This window comes from Pseudomonas sp. FSL R10-0056, from assembly GCF_009600105.1.
GTDB classification, from domain to species: Bacteria; Pseudomonadota; Gammaproteobacteria; order Pseudomonadales; family Pseudomonadaceae; genus Aquipseudomonas; species Aquipseudomonas bubulae.
This window is the reverse complement of record NZ_WIWL01000185.1, coordinates 22895-41146: the sequence shown is the minus strand read 5'-3', so window position 1 is coordinate 41146 and position 18252 is coordinate 22895. Positions and strand designations below refer to the sequence as shown.

General features: G+C 53.9%; 19 protein-coding genes and 1 tRNA gene. 15 read left to right on the top strand and 5 right to left on the bottom strand.

From position 1 onward, the window contains the following. Positions 1-50: 50 nt before the first annotated feature. Positions 51-986, bottom strand: coding sequence for a DMT family transporter (locus GHO42_RS15025; protein ID WP_256670599.1), 936 nt, complete (start codon positions 984-986; stop codon positions 51-53). An 87-nt stretch (positions 987-1073) separates the two neighbouring features. On the opposite strand from GHO42_RS15025, the gene GHO42_RS15020 reads away from it, so the two are divergent. The 5 genes from GHO42_RS15020 to GHO42_RS15000 all read left to right on the top strand — a co-directional run bounded on the left by GHO42_RS15020 (position 1074) and on the right by GHO42_RS15000 (position 5799). Continuing rightward, positions 1074-1637 carry an XRE family transcriptional regulator gene (locus GHO42_RS15020; RefSeq protein WP_178126971.1) on the top strand — a complete coding sequence of 188 codons (564 nt, stop codon included), beginning with the start codon at positions 1074-1076 and terminating at the stop codon, positions 1635-1637. Positions 1638-1831: 194 nt separating this feature from the next. Beyond that, positions 1832-1905 (top strand) — tRNA-Cys (locus GHO42_RS15015). Positions 1906-2322: 417 nt separating this feature from the next. Then, complete coding sequence (locus GHO42_RS15010) at positions 2323-3498, top strand: PP2C family serine/threonine-protein phosphatase (RefSeq protein ID WP_153327609.1); 1176 nt, start codon at positions 2323-2325, stop codon at positions 3496-3498. A gap of 112 nt (positions 3499-3610) precedes the next feature. Next, positions 3611-4675, top strand: a complete 1065-nt coding sequence (locus GHO42_RS15005; RefSeq protein ID WP_153327606.1) for a protein kinase — start codon at positions 3611-3613, stop codon at positions 4673-4675. After that, positions 4672-5799, top strand: a complete 1128-nt coding sequence (locus tag GHO42_RS15000; RefSeq protein WP_153327604.1) for a serine/threonine-protein kinase — start codon at positions 4672-4674, stop codon at positions 5797-5799. The genes GHO42_RS15005 and GHO42_RS15000 overlap by 4 nt, the downstream gene beginning before the upstream one ends. A gap of 121 nt (positions 5800-5920) precedes the next feature. Here GHO42_RS15000 and GHO42_RS14995 read toward each other — a convergent pair whose 3' ends face one another. The 4 genes from GHO42_RS14995 to GHO42_RS14980 form a co-directional block, all read right to left on the bottom strand. Further along, a complete protein-coding gene (locus tag GHO42_RS14995; RefSeq protein WP_153327602.1) occupies positions 5921-6985 on the bottom strand; it encodes a tyrosine-type recombinase/integrase in 1065 nt (354 codons plus the stop codon). 3 nt (positions 6986-6988) lie between these two features. Further along, a complete protein-coding gene (locus GHO42_RS14990; RefSeq protein WP_153327600.1) occupies positions 6989-7225 on the bottom strand; it encodes a DUF4224 domain-containing protein in 237 nt (78 codons plus the stop codon). Between the two features lie 7 nt (positions 7226-7232). Then, positions 7233-7514, bottom strand: coding sequence for a pyocin activator PrtN family protein (locus GHO42_RS14985; protein ID WP_153327636.1), 282 nt, complete (start codon positions 7512-7514; stop codon positions 7233-7235). A gap of 187 nt (positions 7515-7701) precedes the next feature. Further along, positions 7702-8364 (bottom strand): S24 family peptidase, encoded by a 663-nt coding sequence (locus GHO42_RS14980; protein ID WP_153327598.1) that lies wholly within the window; start codon positions 8362-8364, stop codon positions 7702-7704. A gap of 104 nt (positions 8365-8468) precedes the next feature. Here GHO42_RS14980 and GHO42_RS14975 point away from each other — a divergent pair, with 104 nt between their 5' ends. The 10 genes from GHO42_RS14975 (at position 8469) to GHO42_RS14930 (ending at position 18251) form a co-directional block, all read left to right on the top strand. Beyond that, a complete protein-coding gene (locus tag GHO42_RS14975) occupies positions 8469-8696 on the top strand; it encodes a YdaS family helix-turn-helix protein (RefSeq protein WP_153327596.1) in 228 nt (75 codons plus the stop codon). A gap of 64 nt (positions 8697-8760) precedes the next feature. Beyond that, positions 8761-11115, top strand: coding sequence for a VapE domain-containing protein (locus GHO42_RS14970; RefSeq protein ID WP_153327594.1), 2355 nt, complete (start codon positions 8761-8763; stop codon positions 11113-11115). Positions 11116-11382: 267 nt separating this feature from the next. Next, on the top strand, positions 11383-11796 hold the full coding sequence (locus tag GHO42_RS14965; protein WP_153327592.1) for a hypothetical protein: 414 nt from the start codon (positions 11383-11385) through the stop codon (positions 11794-11796). A gap of 219 nt (positions 11797-12015) precedes the next feature. Continuing rightward, a complete protein-coding gene (locus tag GHO42_RS14960) occupies positions 12016-12348 on the top strand; it encodes a phage holin, lambda family (protein ID WP_153327590.1) in 333 nt (110 codons plus the stop codon). 2 nt (positions 12349-12350) lie between these two features. Then, entirely contained in the window at positions 12351-12644 is a 294-nt protein-coding gene (locus GHO42_RS14955) for an HNH endonuclease (RefSeq protein WP_153327589.1), read from the top strand. 117 nt (positions 12645-12761) lie between these two features. Next, complete coding sequence (locus GHO42_RS14950; protein WP_153327587.1) at positions 12762-13283, top strand: phage terminase small subunit P27 family; 522 nt, start codon at positions 12762-12764, stop codon at positions 13281-13283. Beyond that, complete coding sequence (locus GHO42_RS14945; protein ID WP_153327585.1) at positions 13249-15009, top strand: terminase large subunit; 1761 nt, start codon at positions 13249-13251, stop codon at positions 15007-15009. Before GHO42_RS14950 ends, GHO42_RS14945 begins: the two co-directional genes overlap by 35 nt. Then, positions 15009-16271, top strand: coding sequence for a phage portal protein (locus GHO42_RS14940; RefSeq protein ID WP_153327583.1), 1263 nt, complete (start codon positions 15009-15011; stop codon positions 16269-16271). The genes GHO42_RS14945 and GHO42_RS14940 overlap by 1 nt, the downstream gene beginning before the upstream one ends. Beyond that, a complete protein-coding gene (locus GHO42_RS14935; protein WP_153327581.1) occupies positions 16268-17014 on the top strand; it encodes a head maturation protease, ClpP-related in 747 nt (248 codons plus the stop codon). The genes GHO42_RS14940 and GHO42_RS14935 overlap by 4 nt, the downstream gene beginning before the upstream one ends. Further along, a complete protein-coding gene (locus GHO42_RS14930; protein ID WP_153327579.1) occupies positions 17007-18251 on the top strand; it encodes a phage major capsid protein in 1245 nt (414 codons plus the stop codon). The genes GHO42_RS14935 and GHO42_RS14930 overlap by 8 nt, the downstream gene beginning before the upstream one ends. The last annotated feature ends 1 nt before the right edge of the window (position 18252 follow it).

Sequence of the window (18252 nt, the reverse complement as noted above, 5' to 3'; positions counted from 1 at the left end):
ATAAGCGCTTGTAAGTAAAAAAAATCGTACCGTCTTACAGGCTTGCAGCTTTAATCGCAGGCTTGATCGCCTTGCTTGTCCTCAAGCGCTTCGGGCTTTTTACCCTTGGTTTTTAACTCACTGACGATCACCGCTGCAACAATCAATACGGCACCCAGCAAGGCAATGCCTGGCAAACGCTCGCCCGCCAGGCGCCCGGCGATGCCTGCCCAGACCGGCTCGCCGGCATAAATCAGGGTGGCGCGGGTGGGTGAAACGCTTTTCTGTGCCCAGTTCATGGCCACCTGAATCACCGCACTGGCGCCACCCAGGCCGACAGCACTGGCTAACAATAGCCATGAAAAGCCAGGAATGGCCTCTTGTGTTGGAATAATCATCAAAAAGGCCAGAATGGACGCCGTACTGAGCTGCACCACCGTGACGCGGCGCACATCCACCTTGCCCGCATAAGCACTGATCAGAATAATCTCCGCCGCTATGGCAATGGCACTGATCAACGTGGCGATTTCCCCCGGGCTGAAATCCAGCGATGCGCCGCCGGGGCCGGACAGCAGCATGAGCCCGGTAAAGGCCAGCATGATCCCCAGGCTCGGCATCAACCCGGGCCTGCGCCCCAGCACCAGCCATTGCAGCAGGGGCACGAAAGGCACATACAGCGCGGTAATAAACGCCGACTGGCTACTGGGAATGGTTTGCAGGCCGATCGTCTGCAAACCGTAGCCGAGCATGATCGACACCCCGATAAACATCCCTGCCTTGAGCTCGAACAGCGTGATGCCACGCAAACTGCGCAGAGAAAACAGCGCGACCATGGCCGCCGCGGCCGCAAAACGCAGGCCGACAAAAAACATCGGCCCACTTGCCGTCAAGGCATGTTGTACCAATAGAAAGGTGATGCCCCAGACCATGGTGATCAGGATCAGCACACACTCCGCTTTACTGAAGCGGGACGTCAATGACAGCAACCCGGGTAGTTTCAATGACATTGCAACCTTGCGTGTGACGGGAATGGAGACGCACAATGCGCCAAAGCTGGGCAGTATACTGCGCAGCCCCACAAGGTGAGCAATATAGTGCCCAAAGAAAATTCACAACGCACATCCGTTCTCCAGCACGTCAGCCAGAACGTACGACGTCTCAGGCTGCTTGCGCACCTGAGCCAGAGCGCATTGTCAGAACAGTCCGGGGTAAGCCGGCGAATGCTGGTGGCGATCGAGGCAGGCGAAAAGAACGTCAGCCTGAGCACCCTTGACCGTGTGGCGGAGGCGTTGAACGTAGCCTTTAGCGACCTGATCCAGGCCCCGGGTTCCGCGGACCCGAGCCGCATCAACGAAGTGGCCTGGACGGGCACGCGGGTGGGCAGCAAGGCAGTTCTACTGTCCAAGGCCAGCGCCACACGGGAAGTAGAACTGTGGGAATGGACCCTGGAGCCGGGTGAGGAATACCACTCCCAGGCGGATGCCGAGGGCTGGAGCGAACAGCTCTACGTATTTGAGGGTTGCCTGACCCTGGTGATGGACGACCGGACGCTGCATATAGCGGCGGGCGAGTTCCATATGTACGCCAGTAACCGCCCCCATGCCTACCGCAACGAAGGCGACGGACTACTGCGCTTTGTACGCAACGTCGTGATCTGAAAACGGGGGGCTGAAAAATAACTAAAAATTATTAGAATTCAGGGGGTTGCCAGCTTCCAGCTTCTAGTACATAATGCGCGCCATCAGCCCGGGGGCAACAACCTGAAGTGCTGAAGAATCAAATGCTTGTAGCGATATAGTCGCAGTAACAAACTCTTGTTTTTGATGTTTCCAAGGAATCATCAAGCACAATTGGCCGAATAGCAAAATGGTTATGCAGCGGATTGCAAATCCGCCCACGCCGGTTCGATTCCGGCTTCGGCCTCCACATTCGAAAGCCCCGTAGATCAAGGTCTGCGGGGTTTTTTTATGCCTGCGATTTGGCGTATCACTTCCGCAATTTTTGGGATCGCTTCCGCAACCAACTTTGGGTCAGTGCGTAATTTGGACGCTTTGCTTGGATATTCCCCCGCCACCCTTCACTACTGAGGGGTTGTTGCCTATGATTCAGCTCTTTCGGCAATAGCTGAAAGCGCCTGTTAGCGTGGCCGTAGAATCAGGTACTATCGGCATCATTCAAATTGATCGTTTGCCTGAGTCATTCCTTGTCTTTCTCCTTGCGTGTTTGCGTCTGTGGTGTGGGCGCTAGGTTATCAATGGGCTATAGTGGAATGATGGAAATGACCTTCGGCTACGACTCTGTGGACGAATTTGGTCCGAAGAATATCTACTTTAAAGAGCGCACATGAATTTAGATATCGAGTCATTAGCCCGCGAGATGACTGGAGAAATAGGAGAGGCCTTGTTCCTCGAACTGAGTAATGCCTCATGGGACCAGTTGAAGTGTAATGAAATTAAAGACCTTGGCATTTCTTTTGGGTCTCACCAAGGGGTAGTCAGAAATCGTCACGAGGATCGGTCGGCAGTAGCGCAGATATCCGCAGCAAATGGAGAAAGCTACCTCGTTGCTGTGGTGTGCGATGGGGTGGGAGGGTCGAAAAATGGTGATTTAGCTGCTTCAATCGCAGTAGCGACCCTTTTTTCCGAACTATCCCGTGTCAAGACGGCAATTTCAGGAGAGCAAATTCTTACTCATGTTATACGTAGAATGGATGACAAAGTTAGAGATTGCTTGTCTGGGAGTGGCTCTACAACGGCAAGTATTATCCTTGCAACCTCCGCTGGCGAGTTTGTCGGTGGCAGTATAGGTGATAGTAGAATATATACGTGGGATCCTTCTAAGGATAAGAAGCTCACGCAAATAAGTGAGGATGATACTCTTGCTAATGAAGCTAAAAAGCTTAATTTACAGGATGTATCTGCTCTTGCCCAAAAAGGACTCCTGGCAAGTCTTTCGCAGGCGATTGGCGAGTCTGGTAGAGAGTCAAGAGAGTTAAATATTGTCGTAAACAAGATTGAGGAGTTCTCAAGCTCGGTTGTTCTCTGTTCGGACGGATGCTGGAAACATGATTCGACAGGGTTTGAGTTAGTTGTTGTTAATGCAAAATCCTCAATAGAATCCAGTAGAAGAGCTCTGGCGTTGGCGAATTGGACTGGAGGAACGGATAACTCCTCTATAATTATTATTGAAGATGTATCGAAATTGATTGGCTGGTGTAGGCTTAATGCGATAAAGAGATCTGAGAGTGCTCGGTTAACAGTTTGGCTAGCAGATCAGAGATTTACGCTTCTCATGAGTTATGTTTTTTCTGCGCATCGCTCAGAGCTGACCCCGTCTGTAGTAGAGAAAAACACACTCAAACGTTATGCTCGATCCAAATTAAAAAAAGATATAGAGCTTCCTAGGCAATTGGATCTAGTAGAAAAGACAGAGGCAAAAATTCGTCAGAGATCGCTTACCCGTCCAAAGATACAGATAACAGTTGATGGGGCAGAAGAAGCTGATGGCAATAATAAATAATAAATAATAAATAATAAATAATAAATAATAAATAATAAATAATAAATAATAAATAATAAATAATAAATAGTAAATAGTAAATAGTAAATAGTAAATAGTAAATGGAATTCTTATGTTACCTCCGCGATATAAAATATTGTCTGCAAGACCTATGCTGGGTGGCTTTGGTGCAGTTGAAGTGGTGCATGATACATTCTTAGATAGGTCGGTAATGTTTAAGTCAATGCAAAGCATTGATGATGCTGATCAGTTGCTTAACGAAGTAAGGCATTTGTCGAGTGCCCGCTCGCGTCACATTGTAGAAATCTACGATGTCATTCTTAATCAGGATGGAGTGCCCGAGGGTATAATCATCGAGCGGTTGACTGGACGGGATTATTCCGCCTTTTATGCGGAGGCTCCTGGTGATATTTATGGGTATATAAAAACGCTCTATCAAATTTCAACAGCGCTGGCCAGTCTTCATAGCAACGGTATAGTGCATCGCGACTTAAAATTAGACAATTTTAGAGATTCAGCATCTGGAATTTTGAAGCTTTTTGACTTTGGGATATCTACTGCGGACCCTGGCTACTACACAATAAATAGTAGGGCTACTCTAGTTTATGCGGCTCCAGAGTTCTGGAGTAATAATGTCAAGATCACTCCAGAGATGGATGTTTATGCATTTGGTATCTGTGCTTGGGCCCTAGCACAAAATACATTTCCATCTCAGCTTATGCAGCAACCCCCACAGTCTCTCAGTTTGGCACCTTCTATACAGACTGCTCTCCCTGATCTGCCAAGTGAGATTTCAATCCTAATAGACTCTTGTTTGTGTGTTGATTATTTGCGGCGTCCAAAAGCAAGTGCGATTAGTGATTTGTGTGCGCGTTATTTGGTTAGAAATAAACATAGAGGCCTTTTTGTAGTGGGCCAGAATGCAATATACGAGTTAACAAATACGAATCGTAATGTAAGTATAGATCTCGGTTATCTTGGGAAAATTCGGGTTGACTACAATGGTCTTGATTTTGAAGTGGGTGCTGTTGCAGGTGATGTTTATATAAATAACAATCCTCTACTGCCAGGCGCAAAGCTTTCTGAGGCATGTGTTCTAACCTTTGGTAAGGCAGAGCTTAGCTATAATCGTGAGTGGGTAACCTTCTCTTCATCTCGTCCTGAGGTTGTATTATGAGTAACGTGTTTTCGGCGGGGCAAATTTTGGCTGGACGTTATGAAATAATCAAGTACCATGCAGCGGGTGGTATGCAGGAAGTGTATGTCGCGCAAGACCTATCGCTGGGCCGTATAGTTGCGTTGAAAACGCCAAAGGCCGGCGTTGTAGATCGACGGTTTAGGCGTGGCGCTGAAATGGGGGCCCGTGTAGTACATCCAAATATTGCTGCTACATTTGATTACTTTGAAGATGAAAATATAACATTTTTAGTCGAGGAGTTTGTGCAAGGTAGAGATCTTGCAAAGCTTCTTGAAGATGAATTTTATTACTTAGATCCTGCTTTGGCGGCTCATATATTACATCATATGGCAAAGGCTATAAATGAAGCTCATCGAGTTGGGATTTGTCATCGAGATCTAAAGCCAAGTAATATAATGACATCTGGAGATCCAGGTGTTACTACTTTGAAGCTCACTGATTTTGGTATTGCAAAACTTGCAGAGTCAGAAATTGAAGTTGAAATGAACTTGTTCGATGAGGACGAGTCGACGCTAACCACGTCTAATACTTTGCTAGGTGCGGTTCCTTATATGGCTCCCGAATGTTGGGTGAATTGGAAAGCTGCAGGTCGTCCTATGGACGTATGGGCTTTTGGCTGCATTGCATATCAGCTATTGGTCGGGGTCCCCCCTTTCGGTGTGGGTCGTGCAGCTATCTTCAACGTGGGGCGATTATTGTATACAGGAGTAAGCATCACTAAGCCGGATTGGTTTAACTCTCATAAAGTGACTGAAGTATTAGAAGATGGTCTCTGGGATATCATCCAAAGATGTTTATCTTTGGAAGCCGATAATCGTCCAAAGTCCTCTGAAATCGTGGATGCATTCAATCTTTTGTGTTACGCCTCTACCGATCGGAATGTTGGGCATGTAAGTGATTTTCGTATTAGTTTGTACGGTGGAGGGACCGGGAACTACGGATTTATTGATGCCGGAGTTGGGGGGTCTACTTTTTTTCATAATAGTGTTTTTTTCGGAAATAAAGCTGCTGCTAAAGGTCAGCGAGTGAGCTTCAGTAGATACCCTGGAGTTCCTTATGCAAGGTGCTCTCCTGTACTGTTGTTAAAGCCAGGTGTTGCTTAGTTTTCGTTGAAAAAAGGCTAAGCTTGCCTGCCTTTATCTTAAGGCAGGCTTGGTGCTATTGGTTTAATAGTTTTCGTAAAATGGTTATCATTTGAAACGGAACGGAAGGGCGGTATGCGAATTATTTCGTAGGTTTAACTATCTCCCCAATCCGCCGATATACTTTCTTCGTAATATCCTCGGTCGAGTGCCCTAGCAAGCGGCTTGCATGCGCCAACTCAATCTCACTCGCCACCTTGGGCCGAATATCCTTGAACTGAAACTGCCGAATGCTGGCAGCAAGTACCGGGTCACCATCCGCAGATGCTTTAATTGCGGCTTTCTCCCGCGCATCATCCCATCGGTTACGCAGCATCTGCTGGCTCATTCGCAGGCCCGACGCATTGGTGATCAGTGTCGAGGTCTTGATGCCGTTGATGGCTCTGCGCTCCAGCAGATCATTGATAAAGGCACTTAGCCCTGATTGGACGCCAGCTTCTTCCAGCCGAAGGCGGAGGCGCTTTTCAGTTTTGCCTTGGCCGATCAACAAAAAGCCATTGCTCAAGTCTGTTTTCGCGATTTTGAGTACATCGGCAGGGCGCTGGCCGGTCAGGTAGGCCAGGTCCATTGCGTCTTTGAGTTCTTGCGCTGCCTCGGCATAGACCGCGTTCCACACAGCCTCTCCGGCGTAAAAGTCCCGTGGTTTTTCTTTGTTACGGCGCACGCCTAAGCAGGGGTTGGCTTTTTCCGTCAGGCCCCATTCGCGGGCGATGGTGAAGGCGTGGGAGAGCAGTGCGATTTCACGGTTGGCCCTGACCTTTGCCGTTCTGGCATCACGGTATTGGGCCACTACCTGGGGCGTGATCGATTCAATTGGGGCGCTCTCAAAGGCTCGTCTGAGCTGTTTGAGTTCTTTATGGTTGTCGGATTGGGTGCGGATGGATTTGCCGGGGATGATTTCTTTTTCGTACCGGTCAAACAGGTAACCCATCAAGCGGCTGGATTTCGGAGGGGCTTTGCGTTCCAGTCTGGCCCATTCCACCTTGGCTTGGTCGAGGTCTGTGCCTAGGGGGATCTCCTTGCGTTTACCGGCTGTATCCCTGCCATTGTAATAATACGTAATCCAGACCTGTCCCTTTTTCCCCTTGCGGGTGCGGCGGATCATGCGCGGTGGGAGGTCGCGGTTTTCCGGTTTTTTGTGGCGCATGACTCAGCTCACTTTTGACAGGTCGAGCGTCCAGGTTTCGACCACGGCATTGGTTTCTGAAGGAGTCACTCCGGCCAGTTTCAACCGTGCATAAATACGGCCTACGATAGGGCGCCGTGCGCCGGTCAATTCGTAATGCCAGCCATGCTGTTCCAGCCAGTTTATTTGCGAGCGGGCCAGCTTGAAGCCCGTAATTGCGCTGATCTCGTCTTGTGCGAGAATTTCGCTTTGGATATCCATGGATTGATTAACCTCCTGATTTAGGAGTTTCAGCCAGTCTTGTTTTTTGGTTGTAGGGAGCACATGCGTCCAGAAACTGAGCCAGATCTTGCAGAAAAATCACAGGCGCTGCCCGAATTGACCCATGCAGACGTGTGAGCCGGATCTGGATCTTCCCGGATTTGATTGCATGCAGGAGATAGCGCTCTGTCTTGATATGCGGGAGATATGACTCCCGAAATTGTGTCAGCGACAGGCAGGGTGTATCCCAGTGTCTTAGTAACTGCTCATAAGTAGAATTCGGAACCATCCACTCCGAAGACACGATCAGCCCCTCGCAGGAAACAGGTATTCCAAATAATTAGCATAAGTGAGGGTTTCTGCAATAGCGTAAGCTATTTTGTGGAGTGTTGAATTTACTATTTGCTAAATACACATTTTGGAAATTGTAATGAAATCTAATGATTAGCTTTTGTTTTTCAGCTTCAGAGTGAGCGTTAAAGTGATTGCTCAGATTGATACAAAATTTTGCTGCCCGGCAAAATTCCGCCTACATGATGAATATGCTTGATCTCTTCACGGCTTAACGAGAGTCGCCCGGTGCTGCCAGTCAAAGGCATCAGGCTAAATACCCCTTCATTCTCGAATAAAAGCTCTTTGATCATGCCAGTACCGTCCAGCAGTTCGATGATTACATACTCCCCAGGTACCAGCGAATGGTTGGGTTCAACCCAAACAGCCCAGCCATTGCGTATGGCTGGCGCCAAGGCATCGCCTTTGAATCTCAGCGAATAAGTCTCTGGGTCGCTGCTTGGTACAAGAAGCCACCCTGCGACAGGTTCCAGGGATGACCAGTGATCGCTGTTTTTCAGTGGTACTACACCGCGTATTTTTGAACGCAGAAATAGCGGGTAGCTCTGGGAGTCAACACCGTTGATTGCATTAGCGACCATGTCCGTCCTTGGCATCACTAAAGTGCCGGTTGTTAGGCCTATCTTGTGTTCGAGCTTTGTTGCTGCCCGGTCACCCATTGGGCGATGACCATTGAGCATTTGAGAGAGGTATGACGCATCGAGGTCGTATTGTTCGGCGAAATCCTTGGTTTTTCGCACACCGATAATGCTTCTAAGTGTGTCAACGCGAAGCTGGTTAATGTCCATAGGCTTCTATTCCGGCTTATTTAGCGTTTAGTAAAATCTATTTTGCGCTTGCGGTCAAAATTAGCTAGAGCTAACATTTTAAGTTCAAGGGGAGGGTCGCCGTTATGAACCTGCGTTCCTATATCAAGACCTTGGACAAACCTACATTCGAACACTTTGCGGGTGCCTGCCAAACAACTGTTGGTCAGCTGCGACAAGTGGCCTACGACAACAGGCGTGCCAGCGCCAAGCTGGCAATCAATATCGAACGTGAGACTTGCGGGGCCGTGACTTGTGAAGAACTACGAAACGATATTGATTGGGCATTTTTACGCAGGTCCAGCCTGGCGTAAATTTTCAGGCGTTGAGTGACCAACGAATCTTCGTCCTCAGGTTTAGCCATGCAGGAGGTACTGCATGAACCATCCGCCAACGTGTGCTGATTGGGCAAAACGTTATATAGACGCTTTCGATCTTGCGCTAGTGGCCATTGAGCCCGGCAAGAAAGCGCCCAAAGGAAAGGCCTGGAACAAAGCCGGTGGCTACTTCTCAGATGCCGACCAAGCTACGGCGTTTTGGCTCAAGCACCCACATCACAACATGGGTGTTGTACTCGGCCCCAGTCAACTGTGCTCGCTGGATGTAGATGATGTGCAGTGGACACGTCAGGTGTTGAGCGATCAGTTAGGAGTAGACCTGGATCATCTTGCTCTGACGTGCCCCACTGTAGTGGGCAATCCGCAGCGCATGCGTCTTTTGTTTCGCGTGCCCGTCGGGATCGAATTAGGCCGGCATGCACTGGCTTGGCCCAACCAGAAAGATCCGGATGGCTCGTTATTTAAATCAGTCGTCCAGTTACTGAAGGCGGCAGAAGCCTCTGCTGATCAATCGGCAGTTGCCACTTTGAAAGCGCAGGCTGAAGCGCTCAAAAGATTTATCGTATTCGAGTTTCGCGCCGGTCTGGTTCAGGATGTATTGCCGCCTTCTATTCACCCCGGCACCGGCAAGCCTTATGTCTGGAAAACCCCGCCTTCAATCGAAGGTTTCCCGGTACTCATCCCTCAACTCCTTAACGCCTGGAAGAACTGGGATCTGTTCAAACGTGACGCCGAAATGGCCTGCCCATGGTGGGTCAAAACCAAACCTTCTCTCAAGACCAGAGCATCCCGAGTTGAAGGCGCAAGCCCCTCTGTGATCGAGCAATTCAACCACGCCCACAATGTCGAGTCATTGCTCAGCTCCCACGGTTACACCCAACACGGCCAACGCTGGCTATGCCCGCAAAGCAGCACGGGATTGCCCGGCGTTTCAGTGACTGATGGTAAGGTGTATTCCCATCACGGTGCAGACCCGTTGGCTAATGGACATCAGAATGATGCCTTTGCCGTGTATTGCCTGCTGCAGCATGGCGGCGATGTGTCGAAAGCGGTCAAGGCTGCCGCATGCTTGCTTGGGCTCAACGAAAAATCAGCCAGCAAAACCTGCACCCCGAGCAAGTCACTCAAGCCAGTTCCTGTGGAACCCGGCACAGACTGGAAATCCTGCCTGCGCCGCACCGAGGACAATGCCCTGCGTGCCGAGCTGACCAACGCCTATCTGATCCTCAAGCACGCGCCTGAATGGCAAGGTGTACTGGCCTTTAACGAGTTCTCCTGTCGGATTGAAAAACTCAAACTTCCTCCGGTTTTCGGCGGCGAGGTGGGGCCGTGGCTGGATGTGGATGCTGGTAAAACCTTGGTGTGGTTGCAGATGGTATGGAATCTGCGTTTGCGCAGCAGCCTGGTTGTCGAAGAGGCTGCCCAACTGGTGGCCTGTGATGCCCGCTTTCATCCCGTGCGCGAATGGCTCGAACGCCTCCCTCCTTGGGACGGACAACCCCGTTTGCCGCACTTGTTACCTACGGTGTTCGGAACCGAGGACAACGATTACACCCGGCATATCGGACAGTCATTGTTGGTGTCTTCCGTCGCCCGTGTGATGCAACCGGGCTGCAAGGTCGATGAAATGGTGGTGCTGGAAGGCGGGCAGGGGCTGGGCAAGTCGACCTGCATTGCCGAGCTGTTCGGGTTTGACTGGTATCTGGAAACCAGCGAGCCGCCGACCACCAAGGACTTTTATGTGACGATGCAGGGCCATACCGTGGTTGAAATTGGCGAGATGCAGAGTTTTTCCAAGGCCGATATCAACCAGGTAAAAATGGCCATAACCCGCCGCGATGACAAGTACCGTGCGCCCTACGAGCGGCACGGGGAAAGTCATCCCCGCCAGTGCGTATTTATCGGCACCACCAATGCTGACACCTACCTTAGCGATCCAACGGGGGCGCGACGTTTTCTGCCGGTGCTCGTGCACAAGGCAGACGTTGAGTACATCCGCCAATGGCGCAAAGAGCTATGGGCAGAAGCACTGCATCTGTACACGACCGGGTTCCAGTGGTGGGACTACCCCCAGGATATTGCCCGCGAGGAGCAGGACGCCCGCTATGTGGAGGACCCTTGGGAGGAAATCATCATCAACTACCTGGAAGGGCAGGCACCGCAAGCCCATTACCCGGATGGTTTATGGGGGCCCATTAATGAGGTCACGACCATGACACTGCTAAAAAATGCACTGCAAATGGACATCGCCAAAATGAACAAACCTGAGCAGCGCCGGGTGGCGGAAATTCTGCGGCGGTTGGGCTGGCTCAAGTCCAGGCAAAAGCGGGTCCCAGGCACCCTCAAGCGCATAAGGCCGTATTTGCGGCCGGAGGCCGAGCGTTCAGCGGCTTAGGTGTCACTAGTGTCACCGGCTCTGTCACCAATGCATGACTGATAAAAGTTAACGAAATCAAACGTGTCACTAATGTCACCAGTGTCACTACGGGTTTTGTAACCCTATACACACTGCTTTTTCCCCGCAGCGATATAGCCCGTAAAAGCGTTGTATATGTTTTTACTTTTTAAGTGGTGACAGTAGTGACATTGGTGACAGCTTTGATTTGAAGAGAGTTCTTGTGTCACCAACCGTCACCAATGTCACTAGTGGGAGTAAGCGCCGATGATCACTGAAATCGAAACCCTGATGCATCACTGGGCCGAGCAGACCCGACGCTGCGGGATGGAAGCCAGCCTTAGCAGCCCGATGGGTACCTTGATGGAGTTTGCCGGGGGTATGCCGCGTAATCTGCCGGGGCCGCGTGAACTGATGGCCAACGGGGCAGGGCCGGATCATATTGCTCGCGAAATTGAAGCGGCCCTGGCTCGACTGGAGCACCGAGGTGAACGGGGGCAGTTGTTGGTCAAGCTAGCGAGCCTGCGCTATCTGCCTGTACCGGCATTGTCGGTCCCCCGGCAGATGCAGTTGCTCGCGTTGCCGTCGACGGCAGATCGCACTTATCGCAACTGGGTTCAGAGCCTGCACGAGCAGGTGATGAGCGACCTGTTAAGGCGTGCCAATCACCGCGCTGCCTGACCGTTTGTCAGGGTACTTCCCTCAACCCTGCGCCAACTGTGCGTCAACCTTGCGTCAACTCCACAGACCGAAAAATGGCGCTTCACGGGCTTTCCGTTCGGGGGTAAAAGATCACTATGTTGTTTTACCTGCGCCCGAGTCCCCTCCCTCAAGCGGCGCCCCGTTAGCCCTGCCTCTGCCGCAGGGCTTTTTTATTCCATCTGTCCGGAGATCGTGCAGATGTCAGGCTGGTCTGAGAAACCCTATGTGATTGCGGCAATTCTGGCGTGGCTCAGCGAGCAAGCGCCTGTGATTTTCGCCGCGACTTTGGCCTTTTTCATGGCTGCACTGCGGATCATCTACGGTGGCGGCTCCAGGCGTCGGGCGCTGCTGGAAGGTGCCCTCTGCGGTGGGCTGACCATCACCATGATCTCGGGCATGGACTACTTTGGACTGCCTCTGGCCATGGCCGGATTTGTCGGTGGCTGGATTGGTTTTCTGGGCGTCGAGAAGGTCCGCGATCTGGCCGAACGCTTTGTCGGCTACAAACTCCCCCGGCGCAACGGCGACTGAGCATGTACAGCTATCGCTGGCAGCGCGCCCGGATTGGCTGGTTGAGAAAACACCCACTGTGCGCCGAATGCGAACACCATGGCCGCGTCACCCAGGCAACAGTGGTTGATCATATTCAGGCCCATCACGGCGATACCGAACTGTTCTGGGATCGCACCAACTGGCAGTCGCTGTGCAAGCATTGCCACGATGCCCACAAGCAGCGTTTCGAGAAGTCCGGTGTTGTGCTCGGTTGTACTGCCGCTGGTGACCCTATCGACCCCAAACATCCATGGAATCAGGGGAGGGTGGGGTAAAAGTTGCCCGGCCTTTCGCTCCTAGACCCCGCGCCCCCCTTTTTGTGCAACGCCGGGAAATATCAGGGGTAGGCCTTTGAGGGAGAGGGCGCTCCAGGTTGAAATCTGAGGTGTTGGATGGCAGGAAATCAAAACTCTGGACGTCATGCAAAGCCCGCTATCGTGCATTTGCTCAACGGCAACCCCAGCAAGAAGAACCGAGAGGCGCTTGAGCAAGAGCAAGCCCAGCCGCTGGCGCCGGTTGAAGCACCGCCGATGCCGGACTGGCTCAGCCCCGAGGCGCAGGCCGAATGGGCGCGCATCGTGCCCGATCTGGAAATGCTCGGTTTGATCTCGCGCCTTGATCGCCAAGCCATGGCCCATTACTGCGAGGCCGCCGCCGAATACCGATTTTGGACATTGAAAATGCGCGAGTTCAGCCAGGGCCAATCCCTGCGTGGCGACGTTCAGACCTACCGCAGCGGCGCCCAGGATCTGTCGGTATGGCGCAAGTTACGCAATGACGCCGAGCGTCGGGCCAACGAAGCCGGTTCGCGCTTTGGCCTTTCGCCCTTGGCGCGGCGATCCCTCAAGGCCGTGCCGCCCCAAGGCGAGCTATTCCCCAATGAGCAAAAGCGCATCGCGGACAAGTATTTCTGATCGCGCCACTGCCTTTGCGCGGGATGTTATGGACGGCCGGATCATGGCCGGGCCGGATGTGCGCAATGCCTGCCAACGCCATCTCAATGACCTGGAGCGCGGCCCGGCTCGGGGATTATTCTGGGATCTGGACTCGGCCAACCGGGTCATGGGCTACTTCGAGGACGTGCTCTGCCTCAATGGCGGCGAGTACGAGGGCCAAGCCTTCCATTTGTTGCCATGGCAGGCCTTCATCCTCGGCAGCCTGTTTGGCTGGAAAGGCCCGGACGGTTTTCGCCGCTTTCGCACCGGCTATATCGAGACCGCAAAGGGCTCGGGCAAGTCGCCACTGGCAGCCGGGATCGGCCTTTACGGTATGACCTCGGACGATGAGGCCCGCGCCGAGATTTATGCAGCTGCAACGAAAAAGGATCAGGCGATGATCCTGTTTCGCGATGCGGTGTCGATGGTCGATCAGTCGGCGCTGCTGGCGGATCGGCTTGAGAAGTCCGGGCGCGGCGAGAAAGTGTGGAATCTGGCGCACTTCGCCTCGGGCAGTTTCTTCCGGCCGATCAGTGCCGATGACGGTCAGTCCGGGCCACGGCCCCATGTGGCTTTGCTCGATGAGATTCACGAGCACAAGACCCGTGTGGTGGTGGATATGATCCGCGCCGGGACCAAGGGGCGCCGTCAGGCCATGATCGTGATGATCACCAACAGTGGGCATGACCGCACTTCGGTCTGTTACGAGTATCACCAGTACGGGCAAGCGATTTGCTCGGGGCAGCAGCAGGACGATAGTTTTTTCGCCTTTATCTGCTCGCTGGACGAAGGCGATGACCCGTTCAAGGATGAAGCCTGCTGGCACAAGTCCAATCCCAGTCTGGCCTTTGGCAAGCCGGGTGACGGCAACGGCGGCCTGCCGGGTCTCAAGTATCTGCGGGAGCAAGTCACCGAAGCACGGGGCATGCCCGCCAAGGAATCCAGCGTCAGGCGCCTGAATTTCTGTCAGTGGGTGGATGCGGAAAACCCGTGGTTGTCGGCGGATACCTGGCTCAGTTGCGAGCAGGACCTGGACATTGATGACATCCCTGAAGACGAGCCCTGTTACGGCGGTCTTGATCTGTCCGGCACCCGCGACCTCACGGCGTTGGCGTTGTACTTTCCGCGATTGCGCACCGCGCTGGTTGAATTCTGGACTCCGAAAGACACCTTGCTGGATCGCGTGCGCACCGATCGGGTGCCCTACGACGCCTGGGTGCGTGCAGGTTATCTGCATGCACACTCGGGTGTTGCGGTGAACTACGGCGCTGTGGCGGTGCGAGTGGGCGAGCTGGCGGCACGGTTTTCGATTCAAGGCGTGGCCTTCGATGCCTATCGCATCAAGTACTTTCTGCCCGAACTGGAAAGCCTGGGCATCTCGGTTCCGCTGTTCGCTCACGGCCAGGGTTACACCGTGGCCAAGGACTCCGGGCTGTGGATGCCGCGTTCAATTGAGCTGACCGAAACCTTGCTCGCCGAGCAGCGCATCGTCATTCAGGCCAACCCGGTGTTGCGCTGGAATGCCGCCAGCGCCGTGCTCGAGGCCGATCAGAAGAACAACCGCATCTTCGCCAAACGCAAAAGCACTGGCCGCATCGACGGGGTTGTCGCCCTGGCCATGAGCATCGGCGCTTCTGAGCTGCAACCGCTGGTGCCGGGCGACCGCGAGGGCTTTTTCTCTGACCCGATCATGGTGGGCCTGTAATGGCAAAACTCTGGAAACCCGGCCGCATCCGCGCCGCGTTGCAGCAGTGGCTGGGCGTGCCTGTAGGCCTCACGGACTCGGTGTTCTGGAAGGATTGGTTCGGCGTTTCCAGTAGCGGCAAGACGGTATCGGTGGACGCGGCCATGCGCCTGTCCACGGTCTGGGCCTGTGTGCGGTTGTTGTCCGAGTCCGTATCAACCTTGCCACTCAAGCTCTACCGGCGTAAGCCCGATGGCTCGCGGGAACCCGCCACCGACCATCCGCTGTACCGCGTACTGTGCCGCTCGCCCAATATCGAGATGACCCCGCAGCGCTTTATGTTGATGGTGGTGGCGAGCATTTGCCTGCGCGGCAATGCCTTTATCGAGAAGAAGATGATCGGCAACCGGCTGGTGGCGCTGGTGCCCTTGTTACCGCAATGCATGATCGTCAAACGCCTGGATAACGGGCGGCTGGAGTACCGCTACAACGAGCGCAAAGGCCAGCGGGAAATCCCCGAGAAACGGCTACTGCATATCCGAGGCTTTGGTATCGACGGCATCTGCGGGATGCTGCCGATCACCACGGGGCGGGATATTTTCGGCTCGTCCATGTCCGCCGAAGAAGCGGCCGCCAAGGTGTTTGCCAACGGCCTGCAAGCCTCTGGTTTTCTGACGGTGGAGGGCGGCGCCGCCCAAGGTGCCGGAACCCTGACCAAGGAGCAGCGCGACTTGCTGCGCAAAAGCCTGGAGGAGTTCAGCAGCTCCAAAAACGCAGGCAAGACCATGGTGCTGGAGGCGGGCCTCAAGTATCAGGGCATCACCATGAACCCCGAAGACGCCCAGATGCTGGAAACCCGCGCCTTCAATGTCGAAGAGATCTGCCGCTGGTTTCGGGTGCCGCCGTTTATGGTCGGGCATATGACCAAGCAGAGCAGTTGGGCCGCCAGTGTCGAAGCACAGAACCTGCACTTTTTGACCAATAGCCTGCGACCGTTGCTGGTCAATATCGAACAGGAAATCAACCGTGGCCTGATCGACGAATACGAAACCGAGCAGGTATTTGTCGAGTTTTCAGTCGAGGGCCTGCTGCGCGCCGACAGCGCCGGGCGCGCCAGTTTCTATATCAGCGGCCTGACCCACGGCTGGATCAATCGCAACGAAGTCCGCCGCCTTGAGAACCTGCCGCCGATCCCCGGTGGCGAGCTGTTCACCGTGCAGGCGGCGATGGTTTCCCTTGAAACCCTGGGCCAGCCGGTGCCTGAACCCGAGAAGTCGCCATGAACGAAACCGCCTTGCCCGCGCCCTGCGAGATCAAGCCGCTGGCGCTGAAACGCTGGAACCCCGGCATTCGCGCTGCCAGTGAAGAGGAACACAGCATCTCGATCTATGACGCCATCGGCCAGGACCCGTGGAGCGGAGAGGGCGTGACCACCAAGCGTATCGCCGCCGCATTGCGCAGCGTGAATGGCGCCGATGTGACAGTGAATATCAACTCACCCGGCGGTGATATGTTCGAGGGCTTGGCCATCTATAACCTGCTGCGCGATTACAGCGGCAAGGTCACGGTCAAGGTGCTGGGGCTGGCCGCCTCGGCGGCTTCGATCATTGCCATGGCGGGAGACGAAATCCGCATCGCCCGCGCCGGTTTTTTGAATATCCATAACTGTTGGGTTGTTGCCCTGGGCAATCGTCAGGACTTGCTGGAAGTGGCGAGCAGGCTTGAGCCTTTCGATCAGGCTATGGCCGAGATCTACGCGAGCCGCACCCAGTCACAGCTCAGTGCCATGCAGCAGTTGATGGACGCCGATACCTGGCTCAACGGCAGCGCGGCGGTTGAGCAGGGCTTTGCCGATCAACTTTTGGCGGCTGATGCCGTCAGGCAGGGCCCGGTCGATCAAAGCCGATTCAAAACCCTTCAATCACCGCCCGCAGATATGAGTCAGGCCCTCGCTGATTTTCAACAGGCCATGACCCAGTTCAAAACGGCCGCCGCTACCTCTCTCGGGAGTCTTCACCATGTCTGATTCAACCCATGACCTGCTCAAACAGGTTTCCGCCGAGCTGGCCCAGGCGTCCAGCGACTTCAGCAAACAAGCCGAAGAGGCCATGACCGAAGCCCGCAAGGCGGGCGGTCTGTCCGAGCAAACCAAAGTGGCGGTCGATGAGCTGGCGCTTCGTTTTAACAGCCTGACCGAAGCCGAAGCACAACTGAAAACCCGCCTCGGCGAGATTGAGCAGGAATTCGCCCGCGTGCCCAGCCAAACCGCACTGGAACCCCGGGACAGCCTCGGTTCTGTGGTGATCAAAAGCGAAGCCCTCAAGGCTTTTGCATCGAGCCTGGAAGGTGGCAAGCGCTTGAGTATTCCGGTCAATGCCGCGTTGCTGTCCAGCGATATTCCACCCAATGTGGTTGAGCCGGAACGTTTGCCGGGCATTGATGTAATGCCCAAACAACGGCTGTTCATCCGCGACCTGATCGCTCCCGGTCGTACCACCGCACCGGCCATTTTCTGGGTGCAGCAGACCGGTTTCACCAATGCCGCGAGTGTGATTGCAGAAGGGCAGGCCAAGCCGTATTCGGATATCAAGTTCGATATCAAGATCACCGCCGTTTCCACCCTGGCGCATATGTTCAAGGCGGCGAAGCAGATCCTCGACGATTTCTCCCAACTGCAATCCACCATCGATGTGGAGATGCGCTACGGCCTTAAATATGTGGAAGAGGAAGAGGTGTTGTTTGGCGACGGTACTGGCGTTCACCTGAAGGGCATCGTGCCGCAAGCGTCAGTGTTCAGCCCGGCTTTTGAAGTGGCTCAACCATCGGGCATTGATGATCTGCGTTTGGCCATGCTCCAGGCACAGCTGGCGCGGCTACCTGCCAGTGGCCATGTGCTGCACTTTATCGACTGGGCCAAGATCGAGCTGACCAAAGACTCCTTGGGCCGCTACATTCTGGGCAATCCGCTGGGGCTTGCCGGGCCGCTGTTATGGGGCTTGCCGGTAGTCGCTACCGAGGCTCAGGCATTTGAAGGCCGCTTCCTGACCGGTGCTTTCCGCACGGGCGCGCAGCTGTTCGACCGTGAAGACGCCAATGTGGTGATCAGCACCGAAAACGCCGATGATTTTGAAAAGAACCTGATCTCTATTCGTTGCGAAGAGCGGGTAGCCCTGGCAGTGAAACGCCCGGAAGCCTTCATCTACGGACCATTTACCGTCCCCACCCCTGAACCTGAAACCCGCAGCAAGTTGAAGGCGGCCTGAG